The sequence below is a fragment of the Leisingera sp. ANG49 genome, from assembly GCF_059694505.1.
Genome location: NZ_JCATZN010000001.1, coordinates 1,144,650 through 1,169,075, shown reverse-complemented (window position 1 = coordinate 1,169,075; position 24,426 = coordinate 1,144,650). Strand labels below are relative to the sequence as shown.

Here is a 24,426-nt window from a genome sequence, read left to right as displayed (position 1 = left end):
GATCAACCGCGCATCAGTTCGTAGCTGGGATCATAGGGCGACGGAGCGATGACTTCGACCTCTACCATGTCGCCATACATATCCAGCTGCATCCTGTTGCCTTCGCCCGCCAGCTGCGGTTCGACAAAGGCATAGGCCAGATTCATGCCCACCCGGTGCCCCCAGTCGCCGGAGGTCACGGTACCCACGACCTTGCTGCCATGCATCAATGAGGCACCGCCATGGGCCGGAGCATGGGTTGCGTCCACTTTCAGAGTGACCAGTTTTTTGCGAAGGCCCTCTTCCTTACGTTTCAGCAGGGCTCCTTTGCCAATGAAATCGCCCTTGTCGATCTTCACGAAACGATCCAGCGAGGTCTCATAGGGGTCGAATTCGGTGAGAATGTCGGCCTTCCAGTGCAGGAAACCTTTTTCCATGCGCATCGATTCCACCGCCCTTGCACCGAACAGTTTGAGGCCATGGGCTTCTCCTGCCTCGCGCAATGCGAGATAGGCAGCATAGAGCGAGGCATTGGGGATGTGGATTTCGTAGGCCAGTTCGCCCGAAAAGCTGACGCCCATCACCGTGGCGGGCGCAAACCCGATGAAACATTCGCGGACGGACAGCCAGGGAAAGGCCTCTTTGGACCAGTCTCCGCGGGCGCAGCCCGAAAGCACATCGCGTGCCTTGGGGCCTGCCAGAACCAGGATGGTCTGTTCATTGGTCAGCGAGCGGATCTGGACATCCTCGTCTTCACCGATGTGCTGGGTCAGCCAGTCCATGTCGTGGTATTCGCTGGCGGCAGCAGAGCCGTACCAAACCCGCGCAGGACCACGGTCCGAGGCAGGCAGGTTGGCCACCGTGGCCTCGCCTTTGACCATACTGTGGTGGTTCAACAAATAACCCAGGCCAACGCGGCCGTCGCGCTTGGTGACAGTGCCGCAGAACATGCGGTCAAGGAAGCTGTGGCGGTCTGCGCCGGTGATCTCGAACCGGTTGAAGCCGTTGACTTCGCTCAGGCCGACATTTTCCTGCACGTTCTTCACGTCATCTGCAACGATGCCAAAGGCTTCGTCGAAGTTGAAGCTAAGCGTGGGATGGAACTCAGGAGACGGCTTGATGTAGTCCATCCGCTCCCAGCCGTTCACAACGGTGAACTCGGCCCCCTCGGCGGCAAGGATCGGCGTCAGAGGGGTTGTCTTGGCCGGGCGCCCGGCGGGGCGGTGCTCATGCGGGAAGTGGAACCGGAATTCGTTCTGGTAGTCTTCAATCGCCTTGAGCGAGGTCAGTTCGACATTGGTGTGGCCGGTGAACCGGCGCGGGTCGATGCACCAGGTGTCATAGCAGGCTTCGCCATGCACGATCTGCTGCGCCAGCAGCCAGCCGTGACCGCCGCCTTCACCCAGACCTGCCCGCAACCCGATAATGCAGAAGGCGTTGCGCTTGCCCGGGATCGGCCCCACGAGCGGCGCGCCGTCGATGGTATAAGTGATCGGGCCGTTGACGATGGAGCGGATGCCGGTCTCTTCCAGTGCAGGCATTCTTTCGAAGGCGCCGGCCAGCACGTCCATCACGCGGTCCAGGTCGTCCGGGCACAAAGCATTCACAAAATTCGGGTCGATGCCGTCCATGCCCCAGGTTTTGCAGTCCTGTTCATAGAAACCGACCAGCAGCCCGCCTTTTTCCTGCCGGCTGTAGTAGTCGCTGATCGGGCAGCGCAGCAGCGGCATCCGGTGACCGGCTTCAGCAATGCCCGGGATATCCTCGGTAAGGAAGTACTGGTGCTCCATTGAAGCCACGGGGTGGTGAACACCCATCATCGCGCCCACTTCGTTCACGCGGTAGCCGCAGGCGTTGACAACGATGTCGCAATCGATGTCCCCATGTTCGGTGTGCACGGTCCAGGTGTCATCCTTGTGCTGGGTCAGTGCGGTGACAGGCGTGTTGCGGTATACCTCGGCACCCGCCTTGCGCGCGTGATAGGCCAGCGCTTGGCAGAGCTGCGCCGGATCGATGTCGCCATCCAGCGGGTCCCAAAGCCCGCCCAGCAGGTTTGTAGTCGAAATCAGCGGGTGGCGGCGGGCGCATTCTTCGGCATCGATCACTTCGAAATCGACCCCCATCCCCCGCGCCATCGAGGCGAAGTGGCGGTAGCCCTGCATCTGCGCTTCGGTATTCGCCAGGCGAATTCCTCCGTCGGCATGATGATAGTTGATCGGATATTCAGGGTTCTCGGAGAGTTCTTTATACAAATTGATCGAATGAGTCTTGAGACCCACCATGGTCTGGTTCATGCCGAAGTTCGTCACCTGTGCCGCCGAATGCCAGGTGGTGCCGCTGGTCAGTTCGTTGCGTTCGACCAGGACGACATCGCTCCAGCCTTCCTGAGTAAGGTGGTAGAGAGTGGAGCAGCCGGCGATGCCGCCGCCGATAACCACAACTTTGGTGCGGGATTTCATTGAAGAGCGCCTCCGAAACAGTTTGAGACAGATACGGCTCCAGATTGCCGTTCCGGGCAATCACACGGCCCTGTTTTCATAGGATATCGAATTCAAAGTACGATTTTTTAAAATAATAGCGGTGAGGATTGCACCAAACGCCATCAAAGCCCCTGGATCACAGCTGTGACACCTGCTTCAAAGGATTTGGTATGGCTGGACAGCGTGGAAAAAGAGGTGGACGCCGTGAGCGTCTGGCACAGCGAGCGGCAAAGCCTGCAGTGGACCCGTGCCCCCCTGGCCAGATTGGCGGAGCATACAAACCACTCAGCGATTCTGATTTGCAGCGCATATTCGATACTGCGCTCAACTTGCTCGAAAAACTCGGCATCGGCGAAGTGCCAGACAGACTGCACGCTGATTTGCTGGCCATCGGAGCCATTGACAATGGCAAAGGACGGGTCCAGTTCCCGCCAGCATTGGTCGAAGAGGCAATCGATCAGGCTGCCAAGACCTTTACCCTGCATGGCCGCGACCCGGAGCGCTCGATCGAGGTCGGTGGCAACAAAGTATACTTCGGCACCGGTGGCGCGGCTGTACAGACGCTGGATATGGACAGCGGGATCTACCGCCCGTCTACGCTGGAAGACCTTCATGATTTCACACGGCTCCAGGACACGCTGGCCAATGTCAGCTGGTTCACGCGTTGCTGTGTGGCGACTGACGTGCCCGACAACTACGACTTGGACGTCAACACTGTTTTCGCGCTGCTGAATAACACAACCAAGCCGACCGCAACATCCTTCACCCTGGCTGAATATGTTGCCCCGATCGTCGAAATGCTGGATATCGCGGCAGGCGGACCGGGAGAGTTTTCCAAGCGCCCCTTCATGAAGGCCCATATCAGCCCCATGATCTCGCCGATGCGCTATGGCGAGGATGCGGTCGACGTTGTCTATGAATGCATCAAGCACAACATTCCGATTTCCTGCATCACCGCCGCGCAGGCGGGGGCGACCGCACCTGCCACATTGGCCGGCTTTCTGGCGCAGTCGCTTGCCGAAACTCTTGGCAGCCTGCTAATGGTACACGCTATCCAGCCCGGCTATCCCATGGTGTTCTCCAACTGGCCGCTGGTGATTGACCTGCGCACCGGCGCGTTTTCCGGGGGCAGCGGCGAGACGGCAGTGCTGAACGCGGCTTCGGCGCAACTGTCGAACTGGCTGGGCTTGCCGTCAGGGGTGGCCTGTTCGATGACTGACGCCAAGGCCATTGATGCTCAGTACGGCATGGAGAAAGGCATTACATCGATGGCGGCGGCGCTGGCGGGCGGGAACCTGATCTATGAAAGCTCCGGCATGACCGCATCGCTGTTGGGGGCAAGTTTCGAGGGCTTCGTGCTGGATGACGAAATGCACTCGAACACTTACCGCGCGCTGCGCGGGATTGAGGTGACGGATGAGAATCTGGGGTTCGAGGCCATTTGCAACGCCGTTCTGGGAGAGGGCCATTTTCTAGGCGGTCAGCACACATATGCCGCGATGGAGCGCGACTACTTCTATCCAACGCTTGCAGACCGCAATGAACCGCGCACATGGGTGGAAAACGGAGCTCAGGATGCCTGGGGGCGTGCTAAAATCAAAGCCCGTGAGATATTGAGCAGCCACAACCCTGCCTATCTTACACCAGAGCAGGAGCAGGAGATCCGGTCCCGGTTCAATATCCTAGTGTCCTGACACCCGCATCAGTCTACCAGTTTGAAGCTGTCGGAAAGCCATGGCATTTGCTGAATCTGCGCTGAAATAACCTGCTCGCGAAGTAAGCTCCGCATTTTGCTGTCAATCAGTTCCAGAACTGATCTGGAGCAATCGGGTGTCGCGACAACGGCCAATGTGCGTGAAAAACTCTTGCCTGGGAAGCGGTGCATCGTCAGTTTTTGCTGGAACCGTTTTGCCCGTGAAAACAGCAGGGGGGTAGTGATGGTCCATCCGGCCCCTGCTGCGACCATGGCCATCAGTGTCTGGTTGTTGCTGCATTCGAAATTGGAAGGAGCCGTCAATCCCAGACGTCGCATCTGCGATTCAATCTGCCGTGCTATGATGAGGTTGCTTGAAAACCGCAAGAACGGCAGGTTGGTGCGGCCCTCGACAATTTCCGCCAGAGAATGCTCACTGAAGCGCGGAAGGACGACAACAAACGGATCTCGCAGTAAAGGACGGTCCTGCAAGTCACGCAGCTTTTCATCCGGCGTGGTTGTAATCCCCAAATCGAGATGCCGGTTACGCAGCATCTCGATAATCGCGTGACTGGAATCCGTTTGGTACATGAAGTCGCAGGACGACATGTTTCTCGACAGGAAGACTGCCAGTTCCGGTATGATATCGCTGTCGAAATCCTCAATCGTGCCGACCCTCAGATAACTTGCGTCTGCAATACTTCCAGCCGAGGCTTCGGCCTTGGCTTTGCGAATAGCGTACAACGCGTCATCAATGTTGCGTAGAAAAGCCTGTCCCTTGGGGGTTAACACCATCGGCCTGCGGGAGTGGTTAAACAACTCGACACCAAGGTGATCCTCCAGATTTCGCAGATGATGAGACACGGTACTGATGGTCAGGCCGGTTTCCTCGGATGCCGCCTGAAGCGAACCTTTCTGTGCGCATATCTGAAAGAGCTCCAGCCACTTGAGGCTGAGATCTTTAGGGGCTGATTGACGGGGCATGTAATCTCTCTTTCTTAAGATCTGCATTACGCAGATCTTATATTTTGATAGTAATGATCATAAATGATCGTATCAATCGAATAGTTGTCCTCCATGTCTGGAAGCTGTGGGAGCGTTGCAAATCACGGCAGATTGGGCTTCTGGCGGCGCCAGGCCAAAACTTGGGAGGAAAAAATGAAGAGAATGCTTTTGACATCCGCGTTTGCCATGGGCCTTGCTGCGCCTGCTTGGGCCGAAGGCTGTGGGGACGTGACAATCACGCAAATGGATTGGGCGTCTGCAAACGTGGTGACTTCGGTTGCGAAATTCCTGATGGAACAGGGGTACGGCTGCACTGTCACAACTGTTCCCTCGTCGACACCGACAGCTTTGACATCGGTTGCCGAAACCGGCACGCCCGATATCCTGACCGAGCTGTGGGTCAATACCGCCCCGGCTTATGCTGAACTGGTCGCAGACGGCAAGCTGGTTGAACTGGCTGACGTCCTGTCGGATGGCGGTGTCGAAGGCTGGTGGGTGCCGCAGTATGTGGTTGATGCGCACCCCGAAGCGGCAACCCTGGATGGCATTCTGGCCAACCCCGATCTCGTCGGCCGCCGGTTTGACAATTGCCCTGATGGCTGGGGCTGCCGAACCGTCAATGACAACATGAACCGTGTCATCGACATGGAAGGCAAGGGGATCGAAGTCTTCGACCACGGTTCCGGCGAAACTCTTGCTACGGCCATTGCCTCGGCCTATGCGGACGAGAAACCCTGGTTCGGCTTCTATTGGGCCCCAACAGCGGTTCTGGGCAAATATCCGATGGTCCTGGTTGATACCGGAGCCCATGACGCCGAAACGCATGTTTGCAACAGTTCCAAGGACTGTGCAGAACCGGGCATTTCTGCCTACCCAAGCGCGGCTGTGAAAACAGCAATTACAACCGGTTTCCAGCAGCGTGAACCCGAGATCGCTGAGTTGATGTCGAATATCTCCTTTACCAATGACCAGATGAACGGAGTTCTGGCCTGGATGGAAGACAACAATGCCTCTGCCGAAGAGGGCGCTGTCTACTTCCTGACCAACAACAAGGAACAGTGGGGAAGCTGGTTGAGCGATGCTGCCCGCGAGAAGCTGTCGGCAATTCTGAAGTAACGACATAAAAGTCAGCCTGGTCCGTTAACGCAGAGGGATCGGGCCGGGCTGGCAGAGAAGTAAGAGAAGGGCCAAAGCGTGGCAGGTTACGAAGAGTTGTTTGACAGTTTGGGTTTGCGCGAATGGTGCGACGCCGAGTCGGCAGATGCGCCCATGAGCATGGCCCAATTGCTGGCACAGGCCAACGGCGGCGATGCTGCAAGCAAAGAGGCCCTCCCATTCCCTTCGCTGGATGCTTTGCATGAGGCCTGCGATGCAATCCCGCAAACCCGCGATATGACAGCCGGGGTTGAGCAGGGATTTCTAGCCATCAAGGACAGTCTCAAGTTCGTATTGGATCCGCTCACGCAACCCCTGTCCTGGCTACTGGAAGGCGCCCTTTTTGTCTTCACCGCCACGCCTTGGTGGGTGCTGGTTCCGCTGCTGGTTTGGGCGACTTGGCAGGCCACCCGCAGGACGGCCATCACAGTCTTTGTTGCCTCCGTCTTCCTGTTTTTCGGATTGATTGACCACCTTGAAGTCGCACTGCAAACCCTATCCATCATTTTTGTCTGTACCGGCCTGAGCGTTTTGTTTGGCGTGCCGATAGGCATCATGATGTCCCGGTCTGACCGGATGCAGAAGTTTATGCTCCCAGTCCTCGACATGCTTCAGACATTGCCGAGCTTCGTCTACCTGATCCCGCTGATCTTCCTGTTTTCCGTGACCGAGCCAAAGCTCTACGGCATCGCCATCATCCTTTACGCGATTGTTCCCGTGATCCGGCTGACCGATCTGGGCATCCGGCTGGTCGACAGAGATGTGATTGAAGCCGCCGACGCGTTCGGGATGACGGATGGGCAAAAGCTCTACGGCGTGCAGCTCCCACTTGCCCTGCCCAATATCATGGCCGGGGTGAACCAGACGATCATGATGAGCCTTGCAATGGTGGTGATTGCTTCCCTTGTATCCGCTCCCGGTCTCGGTGTGCTCGTGCTGCGAGGCATTCGCAACCTGGAACTGGGCGTTGGACTGGTCGCTGGCTTCGGTATTGTCTTGCTGGCCGTGCTGCTGGACCGCTGTTCCAAAGCAGCACTGCAACGCATTGACCCAACGCACAAGACGGATTGACACAAATGACGACACCTAAAATTCAGATCCGGAACTTGTACAAGATATTCGGCGCAAACCCGAAAGCCGTTCTGCCCTTGGTCCGGGATCAGGGTCTAGGCAAACCGCAGCTCCTGGAGCGGCACCAGCATGTGCTGGGGCTGCGGGACATCAGCATCGACATGCAGGCCGGAGAAATCTCCGTCATCATGGGGCTGTCAGGGTCGGGGAAATCAACCCTCATTCGGCACTTGAACCGCTTGATCGAGCCAACTGCTGGAGAAATCCTGTTGGATGGGCAGGATGTCATGGCTCTGGACCCGGTTAGCCTCCGCGGAAAGCGGCGCACGTCCATGTCCATGGTGTTTCAAAAATTCGCCCTACTGCCACACAAGACTGTACTGGAAAATGCGGCTACTGCTTTGCGTATTCAGGGGGTCGAGCGGGAAAGACGGGAGGCAGAAGCGCGCAAATGGCTTGATCGAGTCGGCTTGTCCGGGTTCGAAAACCGCTATCCCAATCAGCTTTCAGGCGGGATGCAGCAGCGTGTGGGCATCGCTCGGGCGCTGACCGCAGATACCGATATCATGCTGTTGGACGAAGCATTCTCGGCACTTGATCCGTTGATCCGAACAGATATGCAGGATCTGCTTCTTGAACTTCAAACTGAACTGCACAAAACGATCATCTTCATTACACATGACCTGGATGAAGCGCTGAAGCTTGCCGACCATCTGGTGATCCTCAAGGACGGTGCTGTAGTACAGCAAGGCTCTCCGCAAGAGATTGTGATGAATCCGGGAGATCCTTATATCGAAGCATTTGTTGGTGACATCAACCGCGCGCGTGTTCTGCGGGCCGGAACAATTGCCGTTGCGGGGGCTCCGGTGGGAGTTGTTGTCGGAGAAGTCGACTGGCAGGACACTCTTGAAACTGTCATCAAAACAGCCGGCGGGCGCGCGGATGTCTCGGTAAGTGTCCGCCGAGAGGGGCAGGTCGCAGGTAAGATCGAAATGCGTGATTTGATGCTAGCTTTGGTTCCCTATGACCGCAGCAGAAACAGTCCGGAGGTCGAAGGTATGGCAAGCGCATCAAGCGTAGCGTAGCCGGAACGTTCAGTTTTGAGTTGGCCCAAACAGTTGCATGATACCCTTGCAACTACTGCTTCTTCCCGCGCCACGGCCAATCCAAGCCCGCCCAGGAGAACCGCCTCTGCTTTAGCAACCAGTCATTCACACCTAGCGCAGCGAAGGTTCCAGGAGGGCTCGTTGCTGCCCTTTCATCCATCGCAGGATCTACCGGGTCGAGAGCTCTTGAGAACGAAGAGAGCGGCTTGATTTTCCCGATGTTCAACAAATTCCTGGAAGGCGTTCGTGATGAAGTGCAGGGATGGGAGGCCGAAGGCCAGTGGGAGGTCCTGAGCGGCCTCGCACCCCACAAATGCTGGCTTGCCTGATATCCGGCACGCCTGAATAAACATCTTAGGTTCCGGCTGATCTTGCCGGGGCCTTTTCCCAAACCGCATAATGTGCTCGCACGCAGAGTGCAAAAAAAACAGCGCGCCAGGCGCAAACGGCCTCCGGGCTTTGTCAGCGCTGGTGCGGCTGAGCAAGGACCAGAACAACAAGGACGGCAATTGTGATCCAACCGGAACAGGAAGGGGCAGGCCCCGCTATCACTCCGCGCACCCGAGCGCGGGCACGTCACATTCTGGATCACTATTACATCGGTCCTGCCCGCGATGAACGGGTGCTGGAGATCTGGGGTTACACCGGCCGCTACAGCTTCCGGCCCGGCGAAACCGTGGGTTTGCGCGTGTCGACTACTGCCGAAACCTGGTCTTTGGAGGTGGGACGGGACGGGGCAGATTATGTCCCCGTGCTGCGGGCGGAAAACCTGCCGGGTCGGCATCAGGACACGCCCCAGGACTGCTCGGTCAATGGCTGCGGCTGGGACATCAGCCATTCCTTTGTTATTCCGGATGACTGGGCGGCTGGCGCCTATCTGCTCACCCTGCGAGCGGACCGCGCGGATGACGCAGTCGAAGAACACCACGTGATCTTTGTCCGGCGGGATGCAAATGCTGAACCGGCCCCAATGGTGCTGATCTGCGCGACCGGAACCTGGCTTGCCTATAACTGCTGGGGTGGATCCAGCGCCTATGAAGGGATTACAGGGCCGGAACGCAATGCCTTTTCCCCTGTACTGTCGAATCAGAGGCCCTGGACCCGCGGGTTCTGCAAACTGCCCCAAGGTGCTCCTCGCGCCTTGACAGAGACGCCGACCGATCCTGGCGGCATGGTGCGGTACCCTTATATGGAATGGGCTTATGCCTATGGGTATTCGAAAAAATACGCCTCGGCCGGCTGGGCTAGCTATGAACGCCACTTCGCCCGCTGGGCAGAGGCTGAAGGTTACGGCTTCGAAATCGTCACGCAGCATGATCTGGAACTGGAGCCGGACCTTCTGGCAGGCCACCGGTGTGCGGTTGTTGTTGGCCATGACGAATATTGGACAGCGGTTATGCGCGAACGGGTCGAGCGTTTTACCGAAAATGGGGGCCGGATTGCGCGCTTCGCCGGTAACTTCTTGTGGCAGACGCGGCTTGAAGACAACGCGCAAACGCAAGTCTGCTACAAATACACGGCCAAGGAGGCCGACCCCCTTATGGGAAGCGATCAGGAACACCTGCTGACTGGCGCCTGGGATGCCCCGCCAGTCAACCGCCCTGGCGCGCAGACATTTGGCGTGAATGGGCTGAAAGGTGTTTATGCGAGTCTCGGAAATTGCGTCGGCCAGGGCAGCGGCGGGTTCACGGTCTACCGCCCGGAGCATTGGTCGCTGAACGGCGCGCGGCTTGGCTACGGCGACCAGCTGGGCGCGGCATCGCGGATCTTCGGCTACGAAGTGGATGGGGTGGACTTCACTTTTGACGACGGGCTGCCTTACCCGACTGGCCGGGACGGCACCGCCGGATCGGTCGAGATCATTGCTTTGGGCATGGCGACGAATGTTGAGGCGGATTTCACCCGCTGGGGCGAGACTCTCTACATCGGAACCGCCGATGCCGAATTCAAAGCGCTGGCGGTGCATGGCGCACTGACGGCGGAAACGCTGGACAAGTCCAGCCGCGGCAACGGGGCAATCATCTCCTGGAAAAAGGGCAAAGGCGAAGTGTTCTGCGCCGGAACCTGCGAATGGGTCGCCGGGCTGGCACGGCGTGACAATCAGGTTGAGGTCATAACCCGCAATGTCCTGGACCGGTTCTGCCGATAAAGGGACGGTGAACCGAAGAAGTCTTTCGAAGCCTTGACCCGCGGCCGACTCCGTTGCCACTCTTCGCCGGTGCGCCTCCGGCGGCAACACTGCAGACCCGTATTCTCATTTCGTAGTTTCTAGGGTTAGCTCTCGCGGACGCGGTGAATTCAAAATTGCCGCCCTTCCCAGCGGAGCAAAGAAGGTCGAATGGAAGCAACGGTCGTGTCCGCGTCGGGCTCAAAGCACCGCTGATAATACAGGCCTGGCGCTTACCGTTGCACTGCTCATGTTGAGAGCGAGGCCTGAGGCACGGTTTGCCCGCTCAGAAGTGCATTGTTGGACCGCTCCGAATGAAAGGCTGGCCGCGCCTCCAGGAGCGGAAGCTGCATCGCGAAAACCGATCCCTTCCCGGGCTGCGAGGTCAGCGAGATAGTTCCACCCATCAACGTTACGAGGCGCTGCGTGATCGATAGTCCGAGCCCGGTGCCATCAAAGGTTCGGGTATAGCTGTTTTCCACCTGTTCAAAGGCCGCAAATACTGCCTCCTTCTTATCCTCGGGGATCCCAACGCCTGTGTCCTGCACTTCAATTACGAGCTGCGAACCAAGAGCTGGACGGACAAGAATACGGACGTGGCCTTCCTCTGTGAATTTCAAAGCGTTGCCGGCCAGGTTGATCAAGCACTGACGAAGACGGCCAGCATCTCCGATTGCCCGCACCGGTGCGGGCAACTCGAAATCGGTATAGATCTCCAGCCCTTTCTCTTGAGCCAGCGGCGACAATAGCGCTGCAACATCTTCAACGACCCCGCTCAATTCAAACGGTGCAGCCTCGATCCGGAGCTGGCCGGCTTCGATCTTTGAAAAATCTAGAATGTCGTTGATGACCAAGAGGAGAGCGTTGGACGAGCTGAAAATAGTGCCGGTGAGTTCGCGCTGCTCTTCGTCGAGATCGGTCTCGTTCAGCACTTCGGTCATGCCCAGAATGCCGTTCATTGGGGTCCGAAGCTCGTGGCTCATGTTTGCAAGGAATTCGCCCTTGGCGTTGGACGCTGCTTCGGCTTCTGATCTGGCCTCGGCCAAAGCATCGGTATGATCCCGCAGTTTCTCAGCCATAGAGTTCAGCGCAGAAGCCAATCTTCCGAGTTCATTCCGGCTGCTGGCATCGATCCGCGTATCCAGCTGTCCGTCACCGATTTTCTGAGCTGCATGTATCAAACCCGATATCTGGTCAGAAATTCCCCTGACGATTTGATGTGCGATGAACATGGCGATGACAGTGAGGAGAGCGGAAACAGCTATTACTAGGTTCCTGGCAAGAGCTGCGTCACGGCTTGCGCTGGCTGCTACCTGGTTCGCTTCTGAGTGCCAGCTTTCTGTCAGCTCTTTATTCAGCGGTAAGTACCGCTCATCAAACAATTCCTCTAGGACATCTTCCTGGTGTTCGATTGCTTCTTCTATACGGCCTTCTTCAGCGAGCGCGAGCGTTGCCCTCACCTCTTGGCTGATTTCAGAATACAACGCCTGCAATTCAGAGAGGCGAGCTCTATTGCGTTCGGCCGCTTCTTTGCCGAGGACATGATTTAGCCGGACCTCATCTTCGGCCAACTGCTCCAAGTTCGCGAATAGCACTACAGCTTGTTCTTCAAAGGAATGGTGCTCTAGTACATCTTCCCCGTCTTCAGACAGGAGAAAGTCGACAACCTCCTTCATCTGCCGGACCGTAATTCCTGAAAGCTCAAGCAGGGAATCCAGGCTCTCATGTGCCAGCCTGGTTTTCTGAATTGAGTTTTCGTCAGTTTTGTTCTGAAAAAACGCCCCTCCTGCAATCACCGCCATCTGAAGAAGGAAGAGGCACAGAATCAGGCAGAGTTTGTTTCGGATGCTCATTGAAGTCCTCACCATTGCTTCAGAACATCTTCCGAAGACGAAGGAACCTTCGGGATCGGAGAAAGCTCTCAGCCGTACCGCCAATCAAGCGGCCCAGCCTGTACTCAACGCCAAAACAGTTAAGCTTTGTGAAACGCTTGAGCAGATTAGATTTTTTTTACGATAGCTTTCCGCTTTAGCGAGCATTCGAAGCTTGCCACCATGATGCTTGGCCAAGGTCAGCTATGAGACAATTCGATCCATGCAGCATGATCAACGTGGATGGGCCAATGGAGCGTCCACAAAGGGCTTCGAACGACATGCTGCGCTAGCGAGGTGGGCTGACCTGGCTAGCGGCGGCAATGGGCTCATGCCGCAGGTTCACCGCGCCCAGCGTGAATGGCGGATCTCCGTGACAGAGGCCGTTCGCTTGGTCGGGCTTGGACTAGCAGTGAGGGCGGACAGAGCCGCCTTTTGCAGACGCAGCCAATGCTCACGCTGAAAATCTTTGCTCATGCGGCACGCTTTCCGTTGCGGTGCAGCAAGTGTCACCGAAGCAGTCGTTCGACTGAGGCCGCCTATGCGTGCCAGCATCCATTTCCGTTTTCATGGCGGCCATCAGGTCTTCGATGTATTCACGTGGCCTCCCGCTTCACCTCCGACGCGTTTAGCGACCGGGTGAGGTCCTGGATAAGCTCAAGGTGCCGGTAAACGCGGTGTTGGACAGGGAACGGGCCTTTGAGGCTGAAACGCCGCACGACTAGGTAGCCCGCGCGGGCAGTATTTAAAAGGCCGCCGATGCGACCGGAATCAGCGTTTCCTCGATCAAGCGGAAGCTTGCCTGGAGCAAGGCCTCGGAGGCCGTCGGGACTAACTCGTAAAAATGACCCTGCCTGGCACCGGGCATGTCCCTTCAGCACAGCGGGCTTCGATCCACAGCAAACTCCAGAGCTGCGGGCAAACCTGCCTACTTCGCGGCCATGACCTCCACTTCGACCTTGAACTCTTCGCGTGTGAATCCGGAAACGATCAGCAGGGTCGAGCTTGGAACCCGCCCGGTGCCGGTGAGGAATTCGTCCCGCGCGCGCATGTAGCCTGCCATGTGATCGCGGCTGGTGACATAGGCAGAGATATGGGCGATGTCGGAGGGCGCCATGTCCCCTTCACGCAGGATTTCCCGGATGTTTTCGAAGCAGATCAAGGCCTGATCATAGCTGCTTTCGGGGATCGAATCATCCGGCCGGATGCCAAGCTGACCGGAGGTCACAACGACCCGTTTCCCAGCCGGAATTTCAGTGCCATGCGCGTAGGCAGCGAAAGGAGGCCGAATAGTGGCTGGGTTTAAGGCTTTCATTTTATGTCCTTTTTTCTGAACTCTCAAAAGGCTTGCAAGAGGGCAAAGAGTTTGCAAGCCTAAAGACACTCTCTGGCACAGATCAACATCAGGGCCACGCAAAACCAATTCTCTGAAGGAGGGGGAATATGGCACCGCGTGTCCTTTTAGTGCGCCATGGCGATGAGCCTGCCGATGACCGTGTGGTCACCTGGCTGGCGGCGAACGGCTATGAGGCCGTGACCCGGAAACCTTTTGCGGGCGACCGCCTCGATGATGTGGGCGAGGTCACGGCATCGGTGATCTACGGCGGTCTGTTCGACGTCTTTGAGACGGCCAAATACCCGTTCCTGCTGGAGGAAGACCGCTGGATCGCGCAGTGCCTGGAGAAAGGCATCCCGCTGCTCGGTATCTGCCAGGGGTGCCAGCAGATCGCCTATCATCTTGGCGCTTGGGCGGGGGCGCCGGAGCGGGAATTCTTCGAGTTCGGCTATTACCCGGTTGAACCCGCTGAGGAGGCCGGACAGTTCCTGGAGGCACCGCTGGTTGTTACCCAGGCGCACTACCACACATTCGACCTGCCCGCGGGGGCGGTCCGGCTTGCCGGAAATTCTGAATACCCGAACCAGGCCTTCCGCTATGGAGAAAACGTCTTTGGCTTTCAGTTCCACGCAGAAGTGACACCGGCCGGCTTCCGCCGCTGGCAGGACAGCAAGGCGCATGTTTACGGGCGGCCCGGGGTTCAGGACGTGCAATCCCAGAACCGGCTTATGGCGGCTCATGATGCGGAGCAGGCGCGCTGGTTCAACGGGTTTCTTGACAGTTTTCTGGGGCAGGCGGCATGAGCGTTCAGGGACATTGGGCTGAGCTGAAGGCGCCTGATTTCCAGGCTTTGCCGGCGGATTGCGTGGCGGTGTTGCCGCTGGGGGCGACCGAGCAGCATGGACCGCATCTGCCGCTGTCGGTCGATACGGACCTGACGCAGGCGGCAGTTAGGCTGATGCTGGCGGATCTCAGCCCTGAGCAATCGGTTCTGGTGCTGCCCGCGCTGACTATCACCAAGAGCAATGAGCACGACCTCTTTGCCGGGTCTCTGAGCCTGTCGCCGGAGACGCTGCTGGCGGTGCTGCGTGACATCGGTTCCTCGGTGGCTCGTGCAGGGGTTGCCAGGCTGGTGCTGTTCAACGGGCATGGCGGCAATACCGCGCTGCTGCAGGTGGCAGCGCGTGAATTGCGCATCAGCCACGATCTGATCGTGGCCGTTTGCTCATGGTCGGGCTTTGCTGAAACGGAGGGGCTGTTCGAGCCCGGCGCCTATGCAGTGGACCTGCACGCAGGCGACAGTGAGACCTCAGCCATGCTGGCTGCCCGGCCTGATCTGGTGGACATGGGCAAGGCAAAGAATTTCCGCACCGCAATGGAGGACTGGGCCGGGAATTTCCGCTTTATCGGGCTGACTGGTGAACCCGCTGCACCGGGCTGGATTGCCGGCGATCTGAACCCCGAGGGGGTGTGCGGCGATGCCTCCGCGGCCACCGCGGCAAAGGGGGAGGCGATGCTGGCCTCAGCCGGACGCAACTTCGCGCTGTTTCTTGCGGAAATTGCCCGCTTTGATCACAGGAACGGCTCATGAGGGATACCCTTCCTGCAGATGCGCGCCTGCCCGGTGTGCTTGTCCCGGCTGCACTGATCGCTGCGGCAAACCGGTTCGGCGGGCAGTTGTACAGCGATTGCCTGGCGGGCGACCTTGTGCTGCGGGAGGGGCGGGCAGTGGCGCTTGAGCCGGCCACTGCACAGCCCTCTCGGCTGGTGCTGCCCAAATTCACCGAGCCGCATGTGCATCTCGACAAATGCCACACCATTGACCGGATGCAGGGGATCGGCGGCGGGCTGGGTGATGCAATCCCCGCACAGGCGCAGGACCGCAGGATATGGACAGCCGAAGACATCCGCCGACGGGCGGGTCGCGGGCTGCAGGAGCTGCTGTCGGCAGGCTGTGCCACAGTGCGCACGCACGTCGATTGGGCTACCAGCCCGGACCCGGCGGCAGCACCATTAGCCTGGGACATCCTGCGGGAGCTGGCAGAAGAGGCACCCGCAGGGCTGATCCTTCAGCGCGCTGCGCTGACCGGTGCCGACATGATGGCCGACATAAGCTATGCCCGTGCCTGTGCCCGCCGGGTGGCACAGGGCGGTGGCGTGCTTGGAACTTTCGTGCTGGGCCAGCCTGAGCGGCAGGCTGGAATTCTCAACACCTTCCGTGCCGCGGAGGAAGCCGGCCTTGCGCTGGATTTTCACGTCGACGAGGGTCTTGCGCCCGGTCTCGACGGATTGGAAATGATCGCCGATGCGGCGCTGGAAACCGGTTTCCTGGGCCCGGTTCTGTGCGGTCATGCCTGCAGCCTGATGAATCACACCGATGAAGACGTGCAGCGTATCGCGGAGAAGCTGGCCCGTGCGGGGATTTCGGTGGCAGCACTGCCCGCCACCAACCTGTACCTGCAAGGGCGCAGCGCAGGCACCCCGGACCGCCGCGGGTTGACCCGCATCCATGAATTGCAGGCCGCCGGGGTCAATGTGGTGCTGGGCACCGACAACGTGCGTGACGCATTTTGCCCGTTGGGCAGCCACAATCCGCTGGCGACCCTTTCGCTGGCGGCACTGGCCGCGCATCTGGACCCGCCTTTTGGCAGCCATCTTCCGATGATCACCACCGGCGCCCGCAAGGCGCTTGGCCTTGCGCCCGTAACCGTCGACGGGGCTGCAATCGGGGATCTGCAGCTGTTCGACGCTCTCTCGGTCACGGACATTCTGGGCAGCCGTGCTGCCCCGCAACCTCTGGCCGAGGCCTTGCAAGGAGAACAACAATGACAGAGATGCCGTTGGAACACCCCCGCACCGATTGGGCCGCATTTGCCGACAGCCTGTCGCCGGTGGAGGTGATTGACGAGCCGGTGCTTGTGAAGAAACGCTCGCGCGACTTTTTCTGGTACAGCCCGGTTCTGAATGCACAGCTGAAGAAGTGCTTTGGCGATCTGGTTGCGGTGCCCAAGACCCCGGATGAAATGCGCCACTGCCTGCAGCGCGCCTTTGAGGCGGATGTTCCGGTCACCCTGCGCGGCGGCGGCACCGGCAATTATGGTCAGGCGGTGCCGCTGAAGGGCGGGCTGATCATCGAGACCACGAAGATGAACCGCATCCTCGAGATCGGCGAGGGCTATGTGCGGGCCGAAGCCGGGGCGCTGATGGCCGATGTGAACGCTGCTCTGATTGAGCAGGGCTGGGAAATGGCGATGTTCCCTTCGACCCAGGACATTGCCACTATCGGCGGCTTTGTGGCCGGCGGATCGGCCGGGATCGGGTCGATCGCCAACGGCGCCCTGCGGGAAAAGGGCAATATCATCCAGCTCAAGGCGCTGTCGCTGGAAGCAGAGCCGCAGGAGCATGCTTTTGACGCCGAAGCGGCGCTGCAGATCCACCACGCCTGGGGGCTGAACGGCGTAATCACCGAAGTCACCCTGCGCACGGTGCCCCACCGCAACTGGGTCGGCTGCATGGCCACCTTCGACAGCTACCGAGACTGCTATGCCGCGGGCTATGCGCTGGCGGCTGCGCCGGACATCGGCTGCAAGCTGGCCAGCACAGTCGAGGCGCGGATCGTTGACTACTTCCCGCGCCTCAAAGGGCACCTGCGGGAGGGCAGGCACCTGCTGGTCTCGCTGGTTCCGGCGGAGGACATGGAGGCTTGCCGCGCGCTGATCACGGCGCAGGGCGGCCATCTGGATCTGGCGATGAGTGATGCCGAGCGGCAGGCTGCAAAGCTGCCGCATGTTTTTGAGTTCGCGTATAACCATACGACCCTGCAGGTGCTGAAGGCGGACCGCTCGGCCACGTATCAGCAGATCGGGGTGCCGGATCCGTCGGACGCGGATGCGGTTGCCGCCGCGGGCGCGGCTTTGGGTGATGACGTCTGGCAGCACCATGAGTTTGCCCGGCTGGACGGCAGGATCGCCGCCTTTGATCTGCCAATCATCTGGTTCTCGGACGAGGTGCGGTTGCGCGAGATCAACAGCATCTACGAGCAGCACGGACACAGCGTGGCGGACGCGCATACCTATTTCGTCGAGGGCGGCGGGCTGAAGAACGCCGACTACCGGCACCTCGCGTGGAAAAAACGCATGGACCCCAAGGGACTGCTGAACCCTGGCAAGTCACGGGCCTGGGAGGATGTAAAACACCTCTCCGCTGAGGAAATCGAAGCAAAGGCAAAGGGCTAAGGAGACCCCAAATGACTACCATTCAGACAAAACCGCTGACGCCGAACTTTGGTGTCGAAGTAAGCGGTATGAACCTCTCCGACGTCAGCGCCGGGCAGAATTTCGCTGAACTGCGCGCGCTGTTCGAAGAACATTCAGCGCTGCTGTTCCGGTCACAGCACATAAACAACGCAGAGCATATGGCGCTGGCGCAGCTCTTTGGCCCGATCGAGGACCGCAAGGCGGATGAACGGAAACCAGGCGAGAAATTCGAGGTGCCCGAGGTCTCCAACGTGCAGAAAGACGGTTCCACGTCGGGCGAAATGGATCTGCACACGCTGAACCTCAAGTCCAACTTTTTGTGGCATTCGGACAGCACTTTCCTGCCCACGCCCGCGCTGACCAACATCCTGATCGGCCGGGTTGTCACCAGCGAAGGCGGCGCCACGGAACTGGCCAGCACCCGCGCCGCCTGGGCGGCGATGCCGGAGGCGCTGAAGGCAAAGATCCGCGGCCGCGGTATCTGGCACCGCTACAGCCATTCCCGGCGAAAGATCTCTCCTGAGCTGGCTGAATTGCCGATGTTCAACAAATGGCCCGACCAGCATTGGAACGCAGTCTGGCCGAACCCGGTCAATGGGCGAGAGGCGCTTTATATCGCCAGCCATGCCTTCAAGGTCGACGGCTATAACGAGGAAGAAAGCCAAGCGCTTCTGGATGAACTGATGGCGTTCTGCACGCAGCCGGAATTTACCTATTCTCATCAGTGGGCTGTAGGCGATGTGCTGATTTGGGATCAGCGCGCGGTGCTGCACCGCGGCACGCCCTGGCCCTACGAACAGCCACGCACCCTGTCCAGCATCTGCGCGTCGGTGACAGAGAACGACGGCATCGGCAGCATCCGCATGCCTGCCTAAGCCTCGCGCTGGACGGGCGAGTTCCCGGCCAGCGCAAAACTGCGCCACAGAGCACTATCGGCCAGCCTCACGGCACTACAGAGAGGGAACCAATGACCTATTTTACCAGCACAGGAAAACCGCTGCCGGATCCACTTACACAGCAGGCCCGCCGCCTCGGAGCTGATCCTGTCAGCCGCCGGGAATTCCTGGCAACGGCGTGCTCCTTTGGTGCAACCGCCGCAACCGCCTATGCGATGATGGGCATGACTGCGCCCGCACAGGCCGCAGCCAACGCGAAGATAGGGGGCACCGTCCGCATCCAGCAGCAACTCGTGGCGATGCGCGACCCGCGCAAGTTCGACTTCAACTCCCTTGCAACCTTCACCCGCGGCTGGCTGGAATACCTCGTCCAGTACAATTCGGACGGCACTTTTACCCCGGTCCTGCTGGAAAGCTGGGAGATCAGCGATGATGCCACCGAATACGTGCTCCATGTGCGCGAGGGTGTGACCTGGAACAACGGCGATCCCTTTACTGCCGAGGATGTCGCTGCCAACATCGCACGCTTTTGTGACGGCACCGTCGAGGGAAATGCCATGGCGGGCAAGCTGCAGGTGATCATCGACCCGGAAACAAAACAACTGATGCTTGGCACAGTTGAAGTGACAGGCAGCCACACGGTGCGGCTGAAACTGCCAAAGCCGGATATCTCGCTGATCGCGAGCTTTGCGGACTACCCTGCCGCCATTGTGCATCCTTCATTTGACGAGGCCACGATGCTGGACAGCCCGATCGGAACCGGCCCTTATCTGCCGGAATTCTACAGTGTCGGAGACAGCGCCGCGCTGGTGCGCAACCCGGACCACACATGGTGGAACGCCGGCAACGGCGCCTACATGGACCGGGTCGAGTTCATCGACTTTGGCGCTGACCCGGCGGCGTTCTTCGCCGGTGCTGACGCCGATGAATACGACGTTAACTACGACACCGAAGGCGACTATATGGCGTCCTACGACTCGCTGGACGGCTGGACCAAGCATGAAGTCACCACTGCGGCCACGGTTCTGGCCCGCTGCAACCAGACCACCGAGGTGGATGGCACGGCCATTTATGCCGATGCGCGGGTGCGCCGGGCGCTGGCAATGGCGGTGGACAACGCGGTGGTGCTGGAAATCGCCTATGGCGGCCAAGGCCGTGCGGCGGAGAACCACCATGTGTCGCCGGTGCATCCCGACTATGCAGATATCGGCGCGCCGGTGCGTGACCCCGAAGGTGCCATGAAACTGCTGGAAGAGGCTGGCATGGCGGACTTCGAGCATGAACTGGTCTCGCTCGATTCCGCGTTCTGGAAAGCTACTGGTGATGCAATTGCCGCGCAGCTGCGCGATGCGGGCATCAAGGTCAAGCGTACGGTGTATCCGACGTCCACCTTCTGGAACAATTGGGCGAAATACCCGTTTTCGGTCACCAACTGGAACCACCGCCCGCTGGGCATCCAGACCCTGGCGCTGGCCTACCGGAGCGGACAGGGCTGGAACGAGACCGGTTTTGCCAATGCCGAGTTCGACGCGCTGGTCGAACAGGCGCTGGCGACACCAGACCCGGCGGCCCGCAGCGCGATCATGGCCAAGCTCGAACAGATCATGGTGGATGAAGGTGTCATCATTCAGCCCTACTGGCGGTCGCTTTACAACCACTCCAAGAACAACTTGAAGGGGGCTGCTATCCACATCTCCAACGAGCTGTACCCCCAGTACATGTACTGGGAAACCTGACCTTTGAACACTCTGCCCGCCGGCCGGATCCGGCGGGCAATCAGCAGCGGAGAGCAGAGCATTGCTGGAAACCACTGTACTGGCCGCGCAGGCCGTCAGCGTCGCCTTCATGGCTGCCTGGCTGACAATCGGCGCGCTGGAAAACCTCCTGCACCCCTTTCTGAATGAAACCTACACCGCCGAGGTCATGGACATGACCCGCATGCGGGAGGAATACCCGGAAGCCTACCGCTTTGTCGCTTATCGCCGGGTCACCAGCAGCAGGCTGCGCCGGGGCCTGTTCCGGTGCATTGTCGTTTGGGAAATCGCGGCCACTGCAGCGCTTTGGGCCGGATCAGCCGCGCTTGCCATGTCCGCCGCCGGACGGCTGGCACAGGACACGGCCATTTCCCTGGGGCTGGCTGGAACCTTGATGTTTACCGCGACCTGGTGCGGGTTTCTGATCGTCGGGAACTGGTTTTGCTACTGGTTCGGGCACGAAGGTGGGCAGAACACGCATTTCCAGATGACGCTGTGGGGCATGCTCAATGCCGTGCTGCTGGTCGGCGGCGCCGTAGTCGTTATGTAATTTCAGAACTTGGCTGCTCTGCTGGCGCTGATCCGGAAACGTGAAGCGCTTGCTCCCGTATCCAATCGCAGAACAACTGTGCGTTCTCTTGTTCTACGGTGGTGTCGATCAGGTAGAAATGGTCGCGCTCGATTTCCAGGAACCCGTCCAGCTTGTGCAGCGAACCGTCCTGCAGGTAGGGATCGACCAGCGGGTTGCCCGCCAGCGCGACGCCGTGCCCGGCGATGGCAGCCTGCAGCATGTTGATATAGGTGTTCATCACCACGCCGCTGGATTCCGGCGGCGGCGTGACGTTGTTATGCCTGAACCAGTTCGGCCAGCGCGCGCCGGGGCGGTAGATCCCCGAAAGGTGCAGCAGGTTTTCTTTCAGCAGGTCTTCGGGCCGGGCAAGCGCTGTCCGCGCCTGGTATTGCGGGCTGACAACGGGAAAAACACGCTCCTGCAGCAGGGCGGTGACCTTTTCCCAGGGCGGCGGCGTTTTCGAGTAGCGGATGGCAACATCCACGTCTTCCGCCTCAAGATCAAGCTTGCGGTCGGTGACAACCAGGTTCAGCTCGATTTCCGGGTGCAGGTTGCTGAACCCGACCAGCCGCGGCATCAGCCAGTAGGTGGCAAAGGCGGATGTGGTGGTGACCGTCAGCCGGGATTCGCTCGTCCGTGCCGAGACGTTCTGCAGCGCGGATGCGATCTGATGCAGCGCCGGGGACACTTCGGCCTCCAGCGCCCGCCCGGCCTGGGTCAGCGTCACCTTGCGGTGATGCCGGTAGAACAGAGTCACCCCAAGCCTTTCTTCCAGTTCGGCAATCTGACGGCTGACCGAGACCCGGGTGACACCCAGTTCTTCGGCTGCTCTCGTAAAGTTAGCATTTCGGCAGGCGGCCTCGAAGGTGATCAGATGAGGCATTTTGCTAAGGGTTTTGCGAAGGTTTGCCATAACGCTGTGGTTAACATTTTGCACAGAACTTTGGAACTTCACAGAATGCGGTTTCTGCCAAAACATAGAGCAGGATCAGATTACGCAGCCCTGGAAACAGCTGTGTGCAAGGGAGGAAACAATGAAGCATCTGGCTCAACTCGCACTGACGACGGCTTTGGCCGCAACACTTGCACTGCCCGCCATGGCGGAAGACCAGCCCGGCAAAGGGGTGCCGGTGTCTCCGATCAAGGGCTCACCGGCAAATGCCTGGTTCCAGCATATGGTGGTTCAGCTTGGGCTGGAGGCCTTGGGGTACGAGGTCGGGGAAACGCTGGAGGCGGACTTTCCCGCCGTTCACCTGGCGGTCGCTTCCGGCGATGCGGACTACACCTTCAATCACTGGAAACCGCTGCATAACGATTTCTTTGACAAATCCGGCGGCGAGGCTGTTATGACCCGGGTCAATGCGGCCATCACCGGGGCCGGGCAGGGGTATTTCATCGACAAGAAAACTGCCGAGGCCCACGGCATTACTGATATCGGCCAGCTGGCCGCCCCGGAACTGGCCGCCCTGTTCGACAGCGACGGTGACGGGCGGGCCAACATGTCCGGCTGCAACCCGGGCTGGGGCTGCGAGCTGACGATCGAAGACCACCTGGACGAATACAAGCTGCGCGATGCGGTGCAGCATGACCAGGGCAGCTATTTCGCGATCATGGCTGACACCATCACCCGCTACAACGAAGGCGGCGCAATCCTGTATTACACTTGGACGCCCAACTGGATCAGCGATGTGCTGGTGCCGGGCGAGGATGTGGTGCAGATCGGCGTGCCGTCAGCGGGAGAGTTCGACGCGGGATTTGCGGTGAACGATGTCTATATCGTCGCCAACAACGCGTTCCTCGAAGAAAACCCGGCAGCGGCCAGGTTCTTCGAACTTGTCGATATCCCGATCTCGGCGGTCAATGCCGCCCAAGTGAAGCTGCGCGACGGGGAAAACACGCTGGAAGATTTCCGGCGCCATGCCCAGGACTGGGTGTCTGCCAATCAGGCCGAGTTCGATGGATGGATCGCCGAGGCCGTCAAAGCCAACTGACCTCTTCCCTGAAGTTGGCGGGCGCAGCCCCGGCTGCGCCCATTTTTCCTGAAAGGACTGCGCCATGAGCGAAGCGCAAATCGAATGCCGCGACCTGTGGAAGATCTACGGGCGCAGATCGGACGAGGCCATGAAGGCTGTTCTGTCCGAGGGATTGAGCAAAGAGGAAGTGCGCGACAGGTTCGACTGCGTTCTTGGCGTGCGCAACGCCAGTTTCTCCGTCAAGAAGGGGGAGATCTTCTGCATCATGGGCCTGTCCGGCTCTGGCAAATCCACACTGGTGCGCCACGTGAACCGGCTGATCGAGCCGACCGCAGGCGAGATCCATGTGGCTGGGCAGCGCGTTGACACCATGGGCGAAACAGAGCTGCGGCAGCTGCGAGCCGAAACAATCGGCATGGTGTTTCAGCATATGGCGCTGTGGCCGCACCGCACCCTGGGCGAGAATGTGGGCTTTGGCCTGGAAGTGCGGGACATCAGCGCCGCGGAGCGGCGCGCGGCGGCCGAAAAAGCCCTAGCGGCGATGGATCTGACCGGGTGGATCGACCATTACCCCGACCAGCTGTCGGGCGGCATGCAGCAGCGTGTCGGCTTGGCGCGCGCGCTGGCGGCCGATCCGCAAATCCTGCTGATGGATGAGCCCTTCTCTGCGCTGGACCCGCTGATCCGGCGCCAGTTGCAGGACCAGTTCCTGAACCTGTCCGCGCATATGAAAAAGACCACCCTGTTCATTACCCATGACCTCGATGAGGCGATCCGGATGGGGGACCATATCGCCATCATGAATGACGGAGAGATCGTCCAGATCGGCACCCCGGAAGAGATCGTGACCAATCCAAAGGACGACTATGTGGCGGAATTCGTCAAGGGCATCAGCCGCATCAGCCTGGTGCGGGCGGAAACCATCATGGAGCCGCTGAACGGCAGCCAGGCGACGCCGAAGCAGGTGCGCCCGGAGGCCGAACTGGGGGAGATCATGGACCATTTCATGGACGATCAGTCGCCGGTCACCGTGGTCAGCCCGGACCATGCGGCGGTTGGCCGGATCACCATCAAGGCTGCTTTGACAGCGATGCGCGGCTGAGGGGAGGCGAG

Annotated in this window: 19 protein-coding genes; 14 read left to right on the top strand and 5 right to left on the bottom strand. The window is 59.5% G+C overall.

Going from position 1 to position 24,426, the window contains the following annotated elements:
- Positions 1-2 precede the first annotated feature (2 nt).
- Positions 3-2,438 carry a GcvT family protein gene (locus tag AC58NV_RS05780; protein WP_497226264.1) on the bottom strand — a complete coding sequence of 812 codons (2,436 nt, stop codon included), beginning with the start codon at positions 2,436-2,438 and terminating at the stop codon, positions 3-5.
- Positions 2,439-2,629: 191 nt separating this feature from the next.
- Here AC58NV_RS05780 and AC58NV_RS05775 point away from each other — a divergent pair, with 191 nt between their 5' ends.
- Positions 2,630-4,153: a trimethylamine methyltransferase family protein gene (locus tag AC58NV_RS05775; RefSeq protein WP_497226263.1), complete on the top strand. Its 1,524-nt coding sequence runs from the start codon at positions 2,630-2,632 to the stop codon at positions 4,151-4,153.
- Positions 4,154-4,161: 8 nt separating this feature from the next.
- Here the strand turns inward: AC58NV_RS05775 and AC58NV_RS05770 are convergent, their stop codons facing one another.
- On the bottom strand, positions 4,162-5,136 hold the full coding sequence (locus AC58NV_RS05770) for a LysR family transcriptional regulator (protein WP_497226262.1): 975 nt from the start codon (positions 5,134-5,136) through the stop codon (positions 4,162-4,164).
- 174 nt (positions 5,137-5,310) lie between these two features.
- Between AC58NV_RS05770 and AC58NV_RS05765 the strand changes: the two genes are divergently transcribed.
- From AC58NV_RS05765 to AC58NV_RS05750, 4 genes are all read left to right on the top strand, one after another.
- Positions 5,311-6,273 carry an ABC transporter substrate-binding protein gene (locus tag AC58NV_RS05765; RefSeq protein ID WP_497226261.1) on the top strand — a complete coding sequence of 321 codons (963 nt, stop codon included), beginning with the start codon at positions 5,311-5,313 and terminating at the stop codon, positions 6,271-6,273.
- Positions 6,274-6,351: 78 nt separating this feature from the next.
- Positions 6,352-7,383, top strand: coding sequence for an ABC transporter permease (locus AC58NV_RS05760; RefSeq protein ID WP_497226260.1), 1,032 nt, complete (start codon positions 6,352-6,354; stop codon positions 7,381-7,383).
- A gap of 5 nt (positions 7,384-7,388) precedes the next feature.
- Entirely contained in the window at positions 7,389-8,468 is a 1,080-nt protein-coding gene (locus tag AC58NV_RS05755; RefSeq protein ID WP_497226259.1) for a quaternary amine ABC transporter ATP-binding protein, read from the top strand.
- A gap of 532 nt (positions 8,469-9,000) precedes the next feature.
- A complete protein-coding gene (locus AC58NV_RS05750; RefSeq protein WP_497226258.1) occupies positions 9,001-10,638 on the top strand; it encodes a N,N-dimethylformamidase beta subunit family domain-containing protein in 1,638 nt (545 codons plus the stop codon).
- A gap of 266 nt (positions 10,639-10,904) precedes the next feature.
- On the opposite strand, the gene AC58NV_RS05745 is transcribed toward AC58NV_RS05750, so the two are convergent.
- A complete protein-coding gene (locus tag AC58NV_RS05745) occupies positions 10,905-12,509 on the bottom strand; it encodes an ATP-binding protein (RefSeq protein WP_497226257.1) in 1,605 nt (534 codons plus the stop codon).
- 946 nt (positions 12,510-13,455) lie between these two features.
- Entirely contained in the window at positions 13,456-13,842 is a 387-nt protein-coding gene (locus tag AC58NV_RS05740) for a RidA family protein (protein ID WP_497226256.1), read from the bottom strand.
- Positions 13,843-13,970: 128 nt separating this feature from the next.
- On the opposite strand from AC58NV_RS05740, the gene AC58NV_RS05735 reads away from it, so the two are divergent.
- The 7 genes from AC58NV_RS05735 to AC58NV_RS05705 all read left to right on the top strand — a co-directional run bounded on the left by AC58NV_RS05735 (position 13,971) and on the right by AC58NV_RS05705 (position 21,319).
- Positions 13,971-14,666 (top strand): glutamine amidotransferase-related protein, encoded by a 696-nt coding sequence (locus tag AC58NV_RS05735; RefSeq protein WP_497226255.1) that lies wholly within the window; start codon positions 13,971-13,973, stop codon positions 14,664-14,666.
- Positions 14,663-15,454 carry a creatininase family protein gene (locus AC58NV_RS05730; protein WP_497226254.1) on the top strand — a complete coding sequence of 264 codons (792 nt, stop codon included), beginning with the start codon at positions 14,663-14,665 and terminating at the stop codon, positions 15,452-15,454. The genes AC58NV_RS05735 and AC58NV_RS05730 overlap by 4 nt, the downstream gene beginning before the upstream one ends.
- Entirely contained in the window at positions 15,451-16,692 is a 1,242-nt protein-coding gene (locus AC58NV_RS05725; RefSeq protein WP_497226253.1) for an amidohydrolase family protein, read from the top strand. Before AC58NV_RS05730 ends, AC58NV_RS05725 begins: the two co-directional genes overlap by 4 nt.
- Complete coding sequence (locus AC58NV_RS05720) at positions 16,689-18,098, top strand: FAD-binding oxidoreductase (protein WP_497226252.1); 1,410 nt, start codon at positions 16,689-16,691, stop codon at positions 18,096-18,098. The genes AC58NV_RS05725 and AC58NV_RS05720 overlap by 4 nt, the downstream gene beginning before the upstream one ends.
- Positions 18,099-18,109: 11 nt before the next feature.
- Positions 18,110-18,994: a TauD/TfdA dioxygenase family protein gene (locus tag AC58NV_RS05715; RefSeq protein WP_497226251.1), complete on the top strand. Its 885-nt coding sequence runs from the start codon at positions 18,110-18,112 to the stop codon at positions 18,992-18,994.
- Between the two features lie 92 nt (positions 18,995-19,086).
- A complete protein-coding gene (locus tag AC58NV_RS05710; RefSeq protein ID WP_497226250.1) occupies positions 19,087-20,751 on the top strand; it encodes an ABC transporter substrate-binding protein in 1,665 nt (554 codons plus the stop codon).
- A 61-nt stretch (positions 20,752-20,812) separates the two neighbouring features.
- On the top strand, positions 20,813-21,319 hold the full coding sequence (locus tag AC58NV_RS05705; RefSeq protein WP_497226249.1) for a DUF2165 domain-containing protein: 507 nt from the start codon (positions 20,813-20,815) through the stop codon (positions 21,317-21,319).
- On the opposite strand, the gene AC58NV_RS05700 is transcribed toward AC58NV_RS05705, so the two are convergent.
- Entirely contained in the window at positions 21,312-22,223 is a 912-nt protein-coding gene (locus AC58NV_RS05700) for a LysR substrate-binding domain-containing protein (RefSeq protein ID WP_497226248.1), read from the bottom strand. The two genes, AC58NV_RS05705 and AC58NV_RS05700, sit on opposite strands and share 8 nt — an antisense overlap.
- A 151-nt stretch (positions 22,224-22,374) precedes the next feature.
- Here AC58NV_RS05700 and proX point away from each other — a divergent pair, with 151 nt between their 5' ends.
- Both proX and AC58NV_RS05690 read left to right on the top strand, forming a co-directional pair.
- Complete coding sequence (proX, locus tag AC58NV_RS05695; RefSeq protein WP_497226247.1) at positions 22,375-23,331, top strand: glycine betaine/L-proline ABC transporter substrate-binding protein ProX; 957 nt, start codon at positions 22,375-22,377, stop codon at positions 23,329-23,331.
- Positions 23,332-23,395: 64 nt separating this feature from the next.
- Positions 23,396-24,415 (top strand): quaternary amine ABC transporter ATP-binding protein, encoded by a 1,020-nt coding sequence (locus tag AC58NV_RS05690; protein WP_497226246.1) that lies wholly within the window; start codon positions 23,396-23,398, stop codon positions 24,413-24,415.
- Positions 24,416-24,426 lie beyond the last annotated feature (11 nt).